The 14,793-nt window shown below is 62.0% G+C and carries 20 protein-coding genes; 16 read left to right on the plus strand and 4 right to left on the minus strand.

The features are described 5' to 3' along the window. Positions 1–2: 2 nt before the first annotated feature. The 14 genes from JS533_RS05210 to JS533_RS05275 all read left to right on the plus strand — a co-directional run bounded on the left by JS533_RS05210 (position 3) and on the right by JS533_RS05275 (position 12,026). On the plus strand, positions 3–431 hold the full coding sequence (locus tag JS533_RS05210) for a Gp19/Gp15/Gp42 family protein (protein ID WP_241513433.1): 429 nt from the start codon (positions 3–5) through the stop codon (positions 429–431). Further along, positions 428–763, plus strand: coding sequence for a hypothetical protein (locus tag JS533_RS05215; protein ID WP_241513434.1), 336 nt, complete (start codon positions 428–430; stop codon positions 761–763). The genes JS533_RS05210 and JS533_RS05215 overlap by 4 nt, the downstream gene beginning before the upstream one ends. Positions 764–801: 38 nt before the next feature. Next, entirely contained in the window at positions 802–1,035 is a 234-nt protein-coding gene (locus tag JS533_RS05220) for a hypothetical protein (protein ID WP_241513435.1), read from the plus strand. Beyond that, on the plus strand, positions 1,035–1,400 hold the full coding sequence (locus JS533_RS05225; protein WP_241513436.1) for a hypothetical protein: 366 nt from the start codon (positions 1,035–1,037) through the stop codon (positions 1,398–1,400). Before JS533_RS05220 ends, JS533_RS05225 begins: the two co-directional genes overlap by 1 nt. A 19-nt stretch (positions 1,401–1,419) precedes the next feature. Continuing rightward, a complete protein-coding gene (locus JS533_RS05230) occupies positions 1,420–2,166 on the plus strand; it encodes a phage tail tube protein (protein WP_241513437.1) in 747 nt (248 codons plus the stop codon). A 99-nt stretch (positions 2,167–2,265) separates the two neighbouring features. Then, the gene (locus JS533_RS05235; protein WP_241513438.1) at positions 2,266–2,520 is read left to right on the plus strand and encodes a hypothetical protein; all 255 of its coding nucleotides are present in this window, start codon (positions 2,266–2,268) and stop codon (positions 2,518–2,520) included. After that, a complete protein-coding gene (locus JS533_RS13785; RefSeq protein ID WP_241513439.1) occupies positions 2,496–2,936 on the plus strand; it encodes a DUF5361 domain-containing protein in 441 nt (146 codons plus the stop codon). Before JS533_RS05235 ends, JS533_RS13785 begins: the two co-directional genes overlap by 25 nt. 16 nt (positions 2,937–2,952) lie before the next feature. Further along, the gene (locus JS533_RS05245) at positions 2,953–5,817 is read left to right on the plus strand and encodes a phage tail protein (RefSeq protein WP_241513440.1); all 2,865 of its coding nucleotides are present in this window, start codon (positions 2,953–2,955) and stop codon (positions 5,815–5,817) included. A gap of 2 nt (positions 5,818–5,819) precedes the next feature. Then, positions 5,820–6,665 carry a hypothetical protein gene (locus JS533_RS05250; protein WP_241513441.1) on the plus strand — a complete coding sequence of 282 codons (846 nt, stop codon included), beginning with the start codon at positions 5,820–5,822 and terminating at the stop codon, positions 6,663–6,665. Positions 6,666–6,683: 18 nt separating this feature from the next. Beyond that, positions 6,684–8,780, plus strand: coding sequence for a phage tail spike protein (locus JS533_RS05255; protein ID WP_241513442.1), 2,097 nt, complete (start codon positions 6,684–6,686; stop codon positions 8,778–8,780). An 11-nt stretch (positions 8,781–8,791) separates the two neighbouring features. Beyond that, positions 8,792–10,111: a hypothetical protein gene (locus JS533_RS05260; RefSeq protein ID WP_241513443.1), complete on the plus strand. Its 1,320-nt coding sequence runs from the start codon at positions 8,792–8,794 to the stop codon at positions 10,109–10,111. A 6-nt stretch (positions 10,112–10,117) separates the two neighbouring features. Then, positions 10,118–10,459 (plus strand): hypothetical protein, encoded by a 342-nt coding sequence (locus JS533_RS05265; RefSeq protein WP_241513444.1) that lies wholly within the window; start codon positions 10,118–10,120, stop codon positions 10,457–10,459. A gap of 71 nt (positions 10,460–10,530) precedes the next feature. Continuing rightward, positions 10,531–11,730, plus strand: coding sequence for a GH25 family lysozyme (locus JS533_RS05270; RefSeq protein WP_241513445.1), 1,200 nt, complete (start codon positions 10,531–10,533; stop codon positions 11,728–11,730). A 59-nt stretch (positions 11,731–11,789) separates the two neighbouring features. Then, positions 11,790–12,026, plus strand: coding sequence for a hypothetical protein (locus tag JS533_RS05275; RefSeq protein WP_420838625.1), 237 nt, complete (start codon positions 11,790–11,792; stop codon positions 12,024–12,026). A gap of 209 nt (positions 12,027–12,235) precedes the next feature. Here JS533_RS05275 and JS533_RS05280 read toward each other — a convergent pair whose 3' ends face one another. The 4 genes from JS533_RS05280 to JS533_RS05295 all read right to left on the minus strand — a co-directional run bounded on the left by JS533_RS05280 (position 12,236) and on the right by JS533_RS05295 (position 13,653). Next, on the minus strand, positions 12,236–12,445 hold the full coding sequence (locus JS533_RS05280; RefSeq protein ID WP_241513446.1) for a hypothetical protein: 210 nt from the start codon (positions 12,443–12,445) through the stop codon (positions 12,236–12,238). A 93-nt stretch (positions 12,446–12,538) separates the two neighbouring features. Beyond that, positions 12,539–13,120, minus strand: a complete 582-nt coding sequence (locus JS533_RS05285; RefSeq protein ID WP_241513447.1) for an IS3 family transposase — start codon at positions 13,118–13,120, stop codon at positions 12,539–12,541. Continuing rightward, the gene (locus tag JS533_RS05290) at positions 13,117–13,254 is read right to left on the minus strand and encodes an IS3 family transposase (protein ID WP_241513448.1); all 138 of its coding nucleotides are present in this window, start codon (positions 13,252–13,254) and stop codon (positions 13,117–13,119) included. Before JS533_RS05290 ends, JS533_RS05285 begins: the two co-directional genes overlap by 4 nt. A 120-nt stretch (positions 13,255–13,374) precedes the next feature. After that, positions 13,375–13,653, minus strand: coding sequence for a transposase (locus JS533_RS05295; protein WP_241513449.1), 279 nt, complete (start codon positions 13,651–13,653; stop codon positions 13,375–13,377). A gap of 76 nt (positions 13,654–13,729) precedes the next feature. Between JS533_RS05295 and JS533_RS05300 the strand changes: the two genes are divergently transcribed. After that, positions 13,730–14,044, plus strand: a complete 315-nt coding sequence (locus JS533_RS05300; protein WP_241513450.1) for a hypothetical protein — start codon at positions 13,730–13,732, stop codon at positions 14,042–14,044. Next, positions 14,041–14,781, plus strand: coding sequence for an ATP-binding protein (locus tag JS533_RS05305; RefSeq protein WP_241513451.1), 741 nt, complete (start codon positions 14,041–14,043; stop codon positions 14,779–14,781). Before JS533_RS05300 ends, JS533_RS05305 begins: the two co-directional genes overlap by 4 nt. Positions 14,782–14,793: the final 12 nt, after the last annotated feature.

A 14,793-nucleotide genomic window follows, 5' to 3' on the forward strand; every position in this document is an offset into this window, starting at 1 on the left:
GTATGACTGACGATTTCAAAGCGTTCGCCACCTACGAGGACATCGAGAAACGCTGGCATACCCTCACCACACCGGAACGGGAGACCGCGGCCACGCTACTGGAGGACGCCACGCAGATCATCATGGACACCTGTCCCCGATGGTCTCAGGCATCCGAGAGAACGCTCAAGGCCATCGTCTGCGCGATGGTCATCCGCAAGATGCTCGTGGACGACGACCATCTGGGCGTGACCAATACGCAGCAGACCGCAGGCAGCTTCAGCGAATCGTTCACCTACTCGAACCCGATGGGCGACCTCTATCTGACAAGGGCCGAGAAAGCCCGTCTGGGCGTCGGCGTGCAACGCGCCTACCACTTGGATATGGCGGGCGAGAACGCCCCGCAGATGACTGTTTCCAAGCCGATTCAGCCTATTGGAGGTGGCGCGTGAGAGGCGAAACCATCATCGTCGTACGTCGGGTGCAAGTCGGCGTGGACGAAGGCAACAACCCCGTCTATGAGACGGAACAGGAGACGGTGGCGAACGTGCTCGTCGGATCCCCGAACGGGGAAAACGCCGCCGACTCCAACAGGCCGGACGGAATCCAGATCGACGCCGACCTGTATTTTCCCCGCAGCTACACAGGCGTCCCGCTGCGGGGCCAGTCCGTCATCGTGAAAGGGCGCAAGTACCGGGTGGTCGGCGACCCGTTCCCCGTTGATGGCGGCATGACCCCGACCGACTGGAACATGACCGTTCCCGTGACCCGAAGCGACGGATAAGCATGACGAGAATCAGGATACAAACGCATCGCGCGGGAATGACTGAAGTGCTGACTTCCTCCGGTGTGCTGGGCGAGATCGACAAGCAGGCCAAGCACGTGGCCTCGATCGCCAACGGCATGCACAACGCCAAGGGCTACGTCGGCGACGCGATCGTAGGCGGCGGCTCGAAGCCGCGCGCGCACGGCATGGTGAAGACGACGGATCTGCATACCAAACGGTCGAACGCCAAACACAACACGCTGCTGAAGGCGCTGCAAGGCGGTGGCTGATGCAGAACATCGAAACGCAACTCGTCCAATGGCTATCCCGGCAACCCGAGCTCGAAGGATGCCCGGTGTCGTTGGACGCGCCCGAACGGCGTCCCGAACGATTCATCACCATCGAGCGGGTGGGAGGCGCGGAAACACGATTCATCGATACGCCGACGCTCGCCGTCCAATGCTGGGCCGGATCCCGCGTCAAGGCGGCGCAACTCGCCGACCTGACCAAGAGCGTGCTTGAACGTGCCTGGGCGATGCCGAACGTCGCCCGTATCGATGTGCAGAGCACGATCAATTTCCCCTTGGACGAATCGACGCCAAGGTATCAGATCACCGTCGATCTGACGGTGCATAAGTACGAAGCCGCCGGATAGCGGCAAGGAAGGAACAATCATGGGCATTCCCGATTCCCAGAACGTCTCCGTCGGCAAACCTCATGGCGAAGGCGGACGCTACGCGGGCGGCATGTGGTGGGCCGTAGCGGGTCAGGCAACCGTGCCGACGGACGCGACCACGGCGCTCGATGCGAAGCTCCGCGACGGCGGTTATCTGAGCGAGGATGGAGTCACCAACACCATCGACAGCGACACGAGCGACATCAACGCCTTCGGCGGCGACCGCGTGCTGAGCGTGGTCACGTCCCGCGCCGAAAACTTCCAGTTCGGCATGATCGAGACCACCGAGGACACGCTGGCACTCGTCTACGGCCCCGACAACGTGACCGTCACCGGCGAAGGCGCGAAGAAGGTCATCACGGTCAAGCACAACGGCAAGGCCGGTCCGTTGCTGCTGCTCGTGTTCGAGTTCGCCATGACGAACAACCGCGTCAAGCGCATCGTCGTGCCACAAGGCAAGATGGGCGAACTTGATGACGTGGAATACACGGATGGCGACCCGATCACCTACACGCCGACCATCAACGCGCTGCCCGATACCGACGGCAACACCGCCTATGAGTACATCGCCTACGTCGCCACAGACGCAGACGAACCGACCACGCAGAGCGACGAACCCGCGGTGTTCACCGACGCTACCGTGCCATCTCTGGCGAAGGTTCAGGAGACAGCGGTCAAGGCCACCGTCAAAGCAGCGAAGGCCACGTCCCGCGCAGCCAAAAGCGTCGCCAAGACTGTGAAGTAACCAATCCCGATATTCCGCCCATACCGGCATCCGTCGTGTCCACCGGCATGGGCGCCCCCTTCTCCACGGACACGACGACAAATAGTTAAGGACACGACAATGGCAATCATCATCAACGACTATCAGCCGACCGGCAGCGAAACCATCGAAGTCCAGTTCCCCGGGTCCAAGAACCGATACAAGGTCAAATCATCCGACGGCCTGACGCTGGGCGATCTGCGGCGCATCACCGCGGGCGACATCGAAGCGTTCTACGAACTGTTCCCCGAAGAGGCAAGGAAGGAACTCGACAAGCTGCATCCGCAGCAGTTGAACGACTTCATCGAAGCGTGGGTCAAGAACCCAAAAGACTAGCCGCGGTCCTGTGGCTCATCGACAACCACAGGGATGAACTCGAATACGAACTGCTGAAGGCGGGCGTCCGGCTCAGATGGCTGGGATGCCCGCTTCTGTCATGGAACGACATCTACCTCATCGCCGTCAACTGCGAAGCCGGATCCCCACTCGCCAGAACCTTGGACAAGCGCATGGCATGGAAGCCAATCGACTTCTGGATGCGCAGCATCGAATACAGCCTCAGATGGCTCGTGTGGACCAAGACCAAGGACGGGCAGAAAGGGCGCAGGAAACCGAAACCCGTGCAACCTCCGGGCACGTCAGCACACGATCCGAACCGTCGTGACGTGGTGGACAAGAGCGATCTCGTCGGCATGGACAAGCGTTCGCTACGCGACTACCTGAACAGGCCCCGCATCGCGGTCAACACATAACTGAAAAGAGGCGCCGATGGCATCACTCGCTACCGCATGGGTTGACATTGTTCCCCGTTTCAAGGATCTCAGCTCGACCTTCAGCAAAGAACTCAGAGGCGTGGATGCCGCCGGCGCCGGGACCAAACTCGGTTCCCAGCTCGGCGACGGGCTGACCGTCGGTGCGAAATCCGGTGGCACCAGTCTGGCGAACATGTTCACCGGCGTCACAAAGAGCGCCGTGACCGGATTCGGCAAGATCGGCAAGATCGGCTTGGGAGCCATCACCACCATCGGCGGCGGCATCACGGCGCTCGCCGCGAAGGGCGGCTTCTCCCGTGCTCTGAACATCGAGAACGCCCAAGCCAAGCTCAAAGGCTTGGGGCATAGCGCTCAAGAGATCACCGAGATCATGTCGAACGCGAACGCCGCCGTCAAGGGCACCGCGTTCGGATTGGACGAAGCCGCCACCGTCGCCGCCAGCGCGGTCGCCTCAGGCATCAAGCCGGGCGAACAGCTCACCAAGGTCCTCAAGACCGTGGGCGACACCGCGCAGATCGCCGGCATGGGCTTCTCCGACGCGGGCGCGATCTTCACGTCTGTCATGGCCCGCGGCAAGCTGCAGGGCGACGATATGCTCCAGCTCACCTCGCGCGGCGTGCCCGTCCTGCAGGCGCTCTCGGACCAGCTGGGCGTCTCCACGCAGGACGTTTCCGGCATGGTGTCGGAGGGCGAGGTCGATTTCCAGACGTTCGCCACCGCGATGGACAAGTACCTCGGCGGTGCCGCGCTGGCGGCCGGCGAGACCTTCAGCGGAGCCCTGTCCAACGTCAAGGCCGCATTGAGCCGACTCGGGCAGAAGGCCGCGACCCCGGCGTTGAACGCTCTGCGTGACACATTCAACGTGCTTACCCCGGCCATCGACAAGGTAAACACCGCCCTGCAACCATTGGCCGACGAACTCGGCTCCCGCCTCTCCAACGCCGTCAAGACAGTCACCCCGTGGATCCAGCGGTTCGCAGACGGCATGGAAGACGGCTCGATCAGCATTCAGGACATCGCCAAACAGGTGGGGCTGCTCGTCGGCGCTTTCGCCGGATTCACCGCGATAGGCCAATACGGCCCCCAGATCCTCGACGTGTTCACCGCAGCCGGAGACGGAGCCGGAAACCTCGTTTCCGCAGTCACCGGCAACATGGATACCATCAAAGGCGTCGTAAGCGGCGCGGGCGGAATCTTCTCCGACCTCGGCACCCGGTGGGGCAACGCACTGGGGCTCGTGGACGCGAACTTCGGCGGCATCTTCGGTCTCATGTCCAACCGGGTCAAGAGTGGCCTGAGCGGAGTGGGCTCGACCCTCGTCGGCATGTTCGACAGCAGGATCTACGTGCCACTGCAACAGGGCATCGGCGGCATCGGCTCGAAGATCGCCGCACCGTTCCAAGCCCTCGCCGGCAAGGTCGGCGGGTTCCTCTCGCCGGTCACATCGGCGTTCGGCACCGCGTTCCAGGGCTTCGGCAGCACGCTGGCCGGCCCGATACAGTCAGGGTTGAGCGGCATCGGGAACATGTTCCTGAACTTCTTCAACCCGGCCAACTTCCTCAAATACTTCGGCATCGCCGCCATCATCGGCGCGCTCGTCGTCGCCCTGGGCGCGTTGAACGAAAGCCTCGGCGGACAGTTGCAGACGCACGTCACCGAGTTCCTGACCGTCAAACTGCCCGGCTACATCACCGAGTTCCAGAACTGGGTCACGACCCAGCTGCCGGTACTCATGCAATCCGGCCTGACGCTGCTCACCTCGGTATTGCAGGGCATCACCCAGAACCTGCCGCAGATCCTGACCGTCGCCGCCGACATCCTCACCTCGCTGGTGGACGGCATCGCCAACGCCCTGCCCACGTTGCTGCCGATCGCGCTGGAGATGATCCTCACCTTGGTGCAGGGCATCATCGACAACCTGCCGAAGATCATCAACTCCGGCCTGAACCTTCTGACGAAGTTCGTCGAAGGCATCCTCAACGCGCTGCCCAAGCTCATCGAGGCATTGCCGAAGATCATCACCGGGTTCGTGGACGGCATCCTCGCCATGCTCCCGCAGATCCTTACGACCGGCGTGGAACTGCTGTTGAAGTTCATCACCGGCATCATCGACGCGATACCGCAGCTGGTGGCCGCGCTGCCGCAGATCATCAGCGGGTTCATCAACGGCATCGGCAAGCACCTGCCACGCATCATCGAAACCGGCCTGACCCTGCTGGTCAAGCTCGTAGTCGGCGTCATCAAGGCCATCCCGCAGCTCGTCGCGGCCCTGCCGCAGATCATCAAGGCCATCTGGGACGGGCTGACGAACGTGGACTGGGGCGGACTCGGCCGCAACATCATCCAAGGCATCAAGAACGGCCTGATGAACGCCGGCAATGCCATCAAGGACGCGATAGTCGGACTCGCGAAATCGGCGTGGAGCGCAGTCAAGAGCTTCTTCGGCATCGCATCCCCGTCCAAGCTCATGCGCGACACCGTGGGCGTCATGGTCGGCCGTGGCCTAGCCAACGGCATCATCGAATCCACGAAAACCGTCACCGACGCGGCGACCAATCTGAGCGGCAGCGCGTTCGATGCGTTCGACAAGGCGGCCTATGGGAAGACGTTCGATTTCGACGGCACCATGCAGTTGACGAACGTAACCGGCCCGATGGAGCTGACGCATGAGGCAGTCGCCCCATCCACTCGTGAGGACAAATCGGCGCAGCTCACCAAGGACGACATCATCCAAGCTGTTGCCGAAGCGCTTCAGACCATGCCCGCCATGCGTCTATTGCTCGACAACGGTGTGATGGCGGGGCAACTCGCCCCGGCAATCGACAAAGCACTCGGCAACAGAAAGGCACGCGGGTACTGAACATGAACACGAACCGCATCCGCGGCCTACGGCTTGACCAAAGCCACCTGACCATCGACGGCAAGCACCTCTCCGATTACTCGGTGTTCACCGTGACAGACGGCATCACCATAAATGAGGCAAAGCCCGTCACCTCGTTCCAATCCGCTCCCGGCCACTCCGGTGGCTGGGATATGACCTTGGACGATCCGCATGGGTATCCCGCAATCGAACGCCGTGAAATCACCATCCGAATCGCAGCCACCGGCGACCCCTTGGAAATCGAGGAAGCCAAAGCCCTTATCGGAGGCGACAACGGCCGCAACGTGAGCGTCGGAGGATTGACCACACTCGGCGAATACCGAGGACGCCTGAACGTCGGCGAATGGGAAGACCAATACGACGCCGCCGGAACCGTCCAATGGAGCATCTGCCCGCTCACGTTGGACGCGGAACCCTACGCCTACGGCACAGAACAGCGCATCAACCTCGCATTGGATGGCAAAGCCACACACGCGCGGATCCTCGGTAACCGCCCCGCGCCACCTGTGTTCCACCAGCTCATTGACGAAAAAGTCGATGACGTGACGCCGGCAGTCGCCACGCACACGTTCACCGCGAACGGGAACACCATACATGTGGCGAACACACTCACCGGTGCCGGCCTGTGGGATCCCCCTCATCCGCTGATTATCGACTGCGAGCGCCATCGCGTCACGTGGCAAGGAGAAGAGCGCGCCATCGCCATAGACGACGACTATCCGACCATGCCGCCCGGCCCCGTCACCTTCAGCGGCACTGTAAGCCCGAAGACCAACGTGAGGAAGTACACGCAGTACGTCACCTACACGCCTCGGTGGCTCATATGACCGGAAAGGAAACCACTCATGCGTTTCGCGTGCTTCGACCGGTGGGATGAACCCAAACCCGACCTGACTGGCATCACCGCAGCCACATGGACGACCGGCGTGGATGGCACCCGTACACTCGAAGTCACCGCCATCGGTGAAAGCGCCATCGGCAAGGGCGACCGGCTGGTGTTCAAGGATCCGCGCGGCATCGTTCAAGAGACCATCGTGGTCTCGCCTGAGCATCGGCGCGAGGAATCCCGAGTCATCACCAGCCTCGTATGCAAAGGCAGCATCGCCGAGCTCGATGACACGTTCATCGAGGACAAGCGCAACCGTTCCGCCACCGCCGTGCAATGTCTGTCAAAGGCTTTGGAAGGCACGCGGTGGACGGTCGGCACCGTGGAAGGCGACGGCACTGCGGACCTGAGCTTCTACCACATCAGCGCGTTGGAAGCCGTGGAAGACATCGCCGACACGTTCGGGCTGGAGATTACGGCCAGTTACCTCATGGACTCGGCGCACACCCGCATCATCGACCGGGCCATCAACCTCGTCAAGGCGCAAGGCGACCAGGCCAGCGGCATCCCACGCCGCTTCGAGTACGGGCACGACCTCAGGGGCATCACGAGAACCGTGGACGCCACCGGCGTCAAGACCCGACTCTATGGATATGGCAAAGGACTGCCCACCACCGATGACGACGGCAACGAAACCGGCGGATACGGACGCCGCATCGACTTCAGCGACATCAACAACGGCAAACCGTATGTGGAAGATCTGAACGCCACCGCACTGTGGGGATTGCCCGGCCCCGCCATAAGCAGCATGGGCAAGAACCTCGTCGTGGGCGGCGGCTTCGAGAAGCAGTACGGCGACGGATGGCTGTTCAGCCCGACCGGCGCGTTCCTCGACGCGCTCGTGAAGAAGGACGGCACCGTCAACCCGCACGAGGGCAAGATCATGCTGCGCATGGGCACCGACACCAACACATGCGCCAAGGAGGCATGGAGCGACTACATCGACGTCAAGGGCGGCCGCGAATACCAGCTAGGCGTATGGACATGCGGCGCGGCGGCCAATCGTTCGCTTGACATCAACATCACGCAGAACGTGACGATGTACCCGACCTCCACCATCACCTTGGACAATATCCCCAGCTTGCCCAACTGGGCATGGTCGGTCCGCCGGTTCACCGTCAACAAGAACACGTCCGCTATCCGCATCCGATTCCTCAACCCCACCGGAATCTTCTACGTGGACGACGTGACCCTCACCGAAGTCACCACCACCAGCATCCATCCGGCCGAAGGCATCTATGAGAACGGCGACTGCGAGGACAAGGCCCAGCTGCTCGCCGAGACCAAGGCCGAACTGAAGCGGCGCAGCACGCCTACGGTCAGCTACGAGGCCGACGTGCTCACCTTCGCCCGAGCCGGCATGAACACCAGCGGCGTCGCTTTAGGCGACCGCGTGCTGCTCGTGGACACCACCTTCACGCCAGACCTGCGCCTGACGGGTCGCGTACTCCAACTCGAAGAGGATCTGCTCGATCCCGCCTTGTCGGTCATCACCATCGGCAACATCATCGAACGGTTCACCGCCTCCAGCCGCAGCGCCGAGCAGCGTCTCGACCGGGTGGTGGCGAACGCGGCCGCATGGAACACCAGCAGCCAGCAGATCACGCAGAACGCCTCGAAATGGGATCAGGTCGCCCAGACCGTCGTGGACAACAGCAATCGTTGGAACACCGCGGCAGACACCCTCGATACCAAAGCCTCCGACTGGAACGATGCCGTCTCAACCCTGGACTCCAAACAACCTTCATGGGACGACGCCGCGGAAACCGTGAACGCGAAGAAAGACGAATGGACCACGACGGCGGAAACCCTCGCATCCAAGCAAGACGACTGGGACACGGCCGCACAGACCGTCACGGGGAAAGCCGCGACATGGAACGCCGCGGCCGTCACCGCCGCCAACCATGCCCAAGTCATCCGTCAATCGACCGGCGGCGTCACCTTCCACTACGGAGATCTCGCCATCACCCTGGACGACACAATCAGCCTGACCGACGCCTCGGGAACGTGGACGTTCACCGATGGTGCGTTCGTCAAACAGGCCCCAACCGAGTAAGGAACACCCGCATGGCCGGATATGAAATAGCGCAGTACAGAACCATCGAGACCACGCTCGACCTCGCCAACGACTACACGCCCCCGATCAGGCTCAACGCCGGCGACGTGGACGGGCGCATCCTCAAATTCAACATCACGGACGGCGGCAACGACGTGGACGACCTCAACGGCCTATCCGCGAAGCTCACATGGAACCGAGACCCCACAGACCCGACCAGCGGCGGCGGGTACGTGGATATGACTAAGACCGCCGGCACGGACAGCCCGACCGGCGTGTATCAGGTCAGCTTCACCGCGCCGGTACCGCGCGCACTATTGCAGACAGCCGGCGAGCGCACCGTGGTGGGCATCGACATCGAGGACGCCGATTGGCACGTGATCGCCAGCCGCAACGTCCCCGTCATCGTGGAGTCGGCCCGTCTGAATCCGAAGGCGTCGGAGATCGCGGATCCGCTCAAGGACCTGCATGAGACCATCGACCGGGCGCAGGAGCTGATCGATACCGCGAGTATTGACATCGGCACCGTTACGACGCTCGTGCCTTCCAAGAAGGCTACGGGCGCATTGACCGGCACCGGATGGAAGCGCAAGCTCAATCTCGGCATCCCGCGCGGCAGCAAGATCAGCAGCGTGACCGCCACCGCGCTCGACACCGCCACCCCCACCGTGAACACCAGCACCGACGCAAACGGTGATACCGTCATCGCGCTCGGTCTGCCGCGCGGCAAGCAGGGCGAGAAAGGCGATAGGGGCGAGAAAGGCGATCCCGGTGGGTTGACCGATCTACCCGTCGCAACGGCCACCGTGCTGGGAGGGGTGAAGATCCCGGCCACCTCCGAAACGCAGCCGCTGTCAGTCGCCGCGGATGGCACGCTATCGGTCAAGCCGGCCAGTTGGGACCAGAACGGCATCGTCACCGCGTCCCAGATCATGAGCCTTGCCTCTCTGAACGAAGCCCAGAGCATCGAACAGACCTATGGCACCACCGTGCAATTCGTGATCATATCCGCTTACCTGTATGCGGACGAAGACGCATTCTTCGGCGCGCAAGACAATACATTGCAACAGCCCTTCAACTGCGTGCTCTATCACAAGGGCATGGCCGGCAACTTCACCGAGTTCTCGTTCCATCTGCGCCGTGCGGCCGATACGACCGGCATCCTGCCGTATAAGCACCTATACGTGGTGGACATCACCGACAAGAAGCTCCACAGTCTCACCTGCACTATGGAGGTCAGCAGCGTGAACCCCAAGGCCCTGTTCATCACCCTCGATACGGGCATCGCCATCAAGGACGGCAATCTCTATGGCCTCCGATTCACGAAGTAGGCTGCCATGAATCTCACCACCACGCATCCGCTGATTCTCATCGTCTGCACGGTCATCGGCAGTGGAGCCGCGACCACGTTCGTCACATGGTTGCTGAGCCGCCTTGACAGCCGCAAGGACATGGAGCAGGCTATAGCCGAATCCACGACCATCCGACGATTGGAACTGGAGATCTACCGGCAAAGCCTGTTCCTGCCGACCATGAGCCGTATGCAACACGAACACCAGCTCGATGCCGGCAGAGCCTACGTCGAACGCGGCGGGAACGGCGCGGGTCATGCCCGCTACGAACAACTGAACGACGACTACAGGCGTCGGCTCGAAACCGATGACTGGATCTACCCATAAACAACCACGATCCAAACGGAAGCCCTCGCAATGACGCGGGGGCTTTCCTGTTCTGGAGGGAAGGGGCAATCATGCCCAAACTCAAGAAACAACTCATGGCGGTATCCGGCATCCTGCTCGCCGCATGTCTGGCCGTACCGTTGGCGATCGCGGACATGCGAGGCATCGACGTATCCGGCTGGCAGTCTCCGACAGTCACCTGCACGGCTGACTACGATTTCGCCGTCGTCAAGGCCACGCAGGGCACCGGCTTCACCAACGGCTACATGACCTCTCAGACCCGATGCGTCCAACAGCGGGGCAAGAGCCTGGGCTTCTATCACTACGCGGGTGGCGGCAACGCCACGGCCGAGGCCGACTATTTCGTGAACACCGTCCGACCCTACGTCGGCAAGGCCGTGCTCGTGCTCGACTGGGAGGGCTACCAGAACGCCGCATGGGGCAATTCCAACTGGGTTCGAGTGTTCGTCAACCGAGTCCACGACCGAACCGGCGTGTGGCCGCTCGTCTACACGAGTGCCGCCTACCTGTATCAGATCCCCGCGGACGTACGTTCCCGTTGCGGCCTGTGGGTGGCCCAGTACGCCTCCAACGCGGCGACCGGCTACCAGTCCCGCCCTTGGAATTACGGCAAGTACGGCGAAGCGATGCGCCAGTACACCAGCAACGGCTGGATCAACGGGTACAACGGCCCGTTGGACCTGAACTATTTCCGCGGCACGCGCGAACAGTGGAACAAGTATGCCAACCCCAGCGGCAACGCTTCCGCTCCATCTCCGGCTCCGCAACCGTCCACACCGAGCGTGGACTATGAGGCGCTGGCGACTGCCGTGATTCGCGGCGACTACGGCAACGGTGACGCTCGACGCGCCGCATTGGGCGTGAACTACGACCGTGTGATGCGGATCGTCAACCAGCGTCTCGGCGGATCCACCACAAGCGCTCCGGCACCAGCCATGAAAACGGTGAGCGTCGTCGTGCGTAGCGGCGACACCATGTCCGGCATCGCAACCCGCACCGGCCTGTGGCCCCTGTCCGCGTGGCGTGTTCCCAGCGGCAATGTGAACCTGATCTATCCGGGCAACGTCGTCACCTATCGTGGCGCCAGCTCCAGCACTGGATCCGCTGCGACGACAGTGCGCGTGCATGTCGTCAAAAGCGGGGAAACGCTGAGCGGCATCTTCGGCGCGTCCGGCTGGCAGCGCGTCGCCCAGCTCAACGGGCTCGCCAACCCGAACCTGATCTATCCCGGTCAGCTACTCCGCTACTGACCTCCACCAATGGCCCCAACGCAATGCTTTCTCCAATTCACCTACCGGAAGGAACACTCATGAATATTTCCGAAGCAACAACCCTCGCCGCAGGCATCGTCGCGCTCATAGCCCCGGCACTGATCCAAGCGTTCAAGAAGCACATACCCGCCGACTACGTGGGCCTGACCAGCCTCGGCGTGAGCATCCGCTCGGCGTCATCGCCATCGCCGCCACCAACGGCTTCCACGGCTACGGGTGGGGCATCGTCCTCACCGGCGTCATCGGAGTCACGCAAGCCGTCTACACCTTGGTGAACCAAGCGTTCGACGGCAAGCTCAGCAAGGACAATGCGAGCCACTAATTGACCGAGGCTGCTGTCAACTCTGCGCGCAGGGCGTATTCGGATGCTTCTTCCGGTGTACGGCGGTGACGCCGAACACGAACTACACGCAGAACAGTCCCGTGAGGAACAACGGTACGACGGGACGGTATGTGCGGTAGAAATCGACCATGTCGGGTTGCGCTACGGCATCGCGATGACATACGTCACGTAGGCGAGCAGGGCTACGGATAATGAACCAACCAGCAGTGCGATGACGGTAAGGCGCAGTCGCCGCCGATCTCCGCACGCATGTGCGAGCCCACGGAACGCCAGTGTGACGCCGATGCCGACCAGCAGATAGCATAGCAACCCGTACGTGGGCAGCATGTCAATGATAAGCAGAGTGTTCATTGTTGGCTCCTTTCTGCTTGATGTTCCTTCTGTGGTGAGATGACGACGAGGTGTTTACAACCCTGGATTGGCAACGGTGTGTTGGACTGTTTTTTAGAGGGTCTTTCCTTGTTTGGTGAACTCCACTGGACTCATGTAATCGAGGGTCGAGTGGAGTCGTTGGTGGTTGTACCACCACATGTACCGGTTGACGTCCGAGCGCAGTCGGTCCACGCTCGTGTAGGTGTTTTTGTAGATGAGCTCTTTTTTGATGATCCTGTTGGCGGATTCGACCACCGCGTTGTCGTAAGGGGTTCCGGGCCTGGACAGGGATCTGGCGATGCCGAACGTGTCGAGCATCCGTTCGATCTTCCCGCCGGTGAACTCGCCGCCCCGGTCGGTGTGCAGAACCTCGATCTCATCCAACGGGAACCGCAGCGTGGCGAACGCGGCCAGCACGAGGCCGGGGTCGTGCTTGACACCCACCGAATGACCGGCGATCTCGCGGTTCGCCAAATCGATGAGCGGGCAGATGTACGCCCATGAATTGCCGACCCTCACGTAGGTCAGGTCGGAGGCCAGATGGGTGCGCGGCCGGTAGCCGTCGGACTCCCGGGCCAGCAGGTTCGGCGCCGGATCGTCGTTCGGCCTCGACGGATGCGGCCTGTAGGCGGCCTTCGAATACGAGCTTGTCATGCCCCGGCCTTCATGATCCGGTTGACGCGGCGACGCGACATGACAATATGCTCGCGGCGGAGGGCGGCCTTGATCTTCCTGGCCCCGTACACCCCCGCCGCTGTCCCTCCACACTCGTTCCACGTCCGCCTCATGTGGGTCGGTCCGCTCGGCTTCGGGGTGTTCGAGCATCCAGTAGTAGGTGGACTTCGCGACGTCTAAAATCCTGCACTGCGCTGATACCGGGTAACGGCCGGCGTTGGACCGTATCACGTCTACTTTCGTGCGAATATCAGCGCCGCTTGTTTTAAAACATCCACCTCCATCTCCAGCTGACGGTTGCGTCTGTGCAACTCGATCAGCTCGGGGGTCCTGTTGTCGGCGGCCTTGGTGGATCCGCTGTTGCGGATGCCCTGCACCCAACGATGCAAGGTGGAATGGGAGATGTCGTACTCCGTTTTGATTTCACGCGCGGGTTTGCCGTTCTCGTACAACTGCACGATCTGTCGTTTGAACTCCTCCTCGTAATGACGGAAATGTCTCGGATCGGCCATGATGATTAACTCCTTCGTTGCTCCGTCCCTCAAACAACCGTCCAGTACATTGTAGCCAATCCAATGGGCCGTGGATGTGGGACCGAACACCGTCATCGTCATCAGCCGGATCTTCCAATCGGCAGGCACGCCGGACCAGGCCATCGAACCCGCGCTGGCGGTGCTGAGACTCTCGCGCCGCTACGGACGGCAACGGCTGGAGAACGCGTGCGATGTGGCCCGCAGGGTCATCAACACACCCCGATACCGGCAGTTGAAGACGATCCTCGACACCCGTCAGGACCATGAGGTCGCGGAAGGCGAGAACGTGGACGTCAGGGACATCGGCATCGAACCGGCCGCTGGCTACGTGCGCGGGGCCGACTACTACGCGAGGGAGGCGACGCGATGAGACTCGACGAACAGACCCGCCGCCAGCTGCGTGACATGGGATGCGGCGAACTGCTCGACGCGTTCGCGAATCAGGACGACGACGCGTGCATGGCGATGAACACGGAGCAGCGCGTCAGACTCGCCGTGGACGAGGCATACACGGCGTTCGTGGACAAACGCATCGACGGGCTCGCCCGCCGCGCCCGCCTGCGCTACCCGCAGGCCGACCTGCGCACCCTTGACATGCTCGACGAATGTGGCATCAGCCGCGAGCTGGTCGCCTCCTTCGCCGACTGCTCATGGGTCGCACGACACCGCAACATCGTATGCCAGGGCTACTGCGGATCCGGGAAAAGCTGGATCATCTGCGCGCTGGCCCGACAGGCGTGCCGAAACCGCTACCGCGCCCGCTACATCCGCATCCCCGACCTCGAGGAGGAATGGCGGCAGGCGGCCGACGAGCCCCAAGGCCGCTCCAGGCTCCTCAAACGCTACAGCGGCTACATGGTCCTCGCGCTTGACGAATGGCTGTTCGACCCGCCCGACGACAGGTTCCTCGGCTTCCTGTTCGAGCTCATGGAACGCCGTTACGACACCGGCAGCACCCTGTTCGCCACCCAATACCCGCAGAAGGACTGGCACCAAAGACTCGGCGGAGGACCCCACGCCGACGCCATCATGGACAAGATCGTGCACAACACCACCTGGATCGAAACCGGCGACTACAACATGCACGAACACGCGGACGGCAGATAAACCACAATAAAA

The sequence above is a fragment of the Bifidobacterium amazonense genome (assembly GCF_018555435.2).
GTDB lineage: Bacteria > Actinomycetota > Actinomycetes > Actinomycetales > Bifidobacteriaceae > Bifidobacterium > Bifidobacterium amazonense.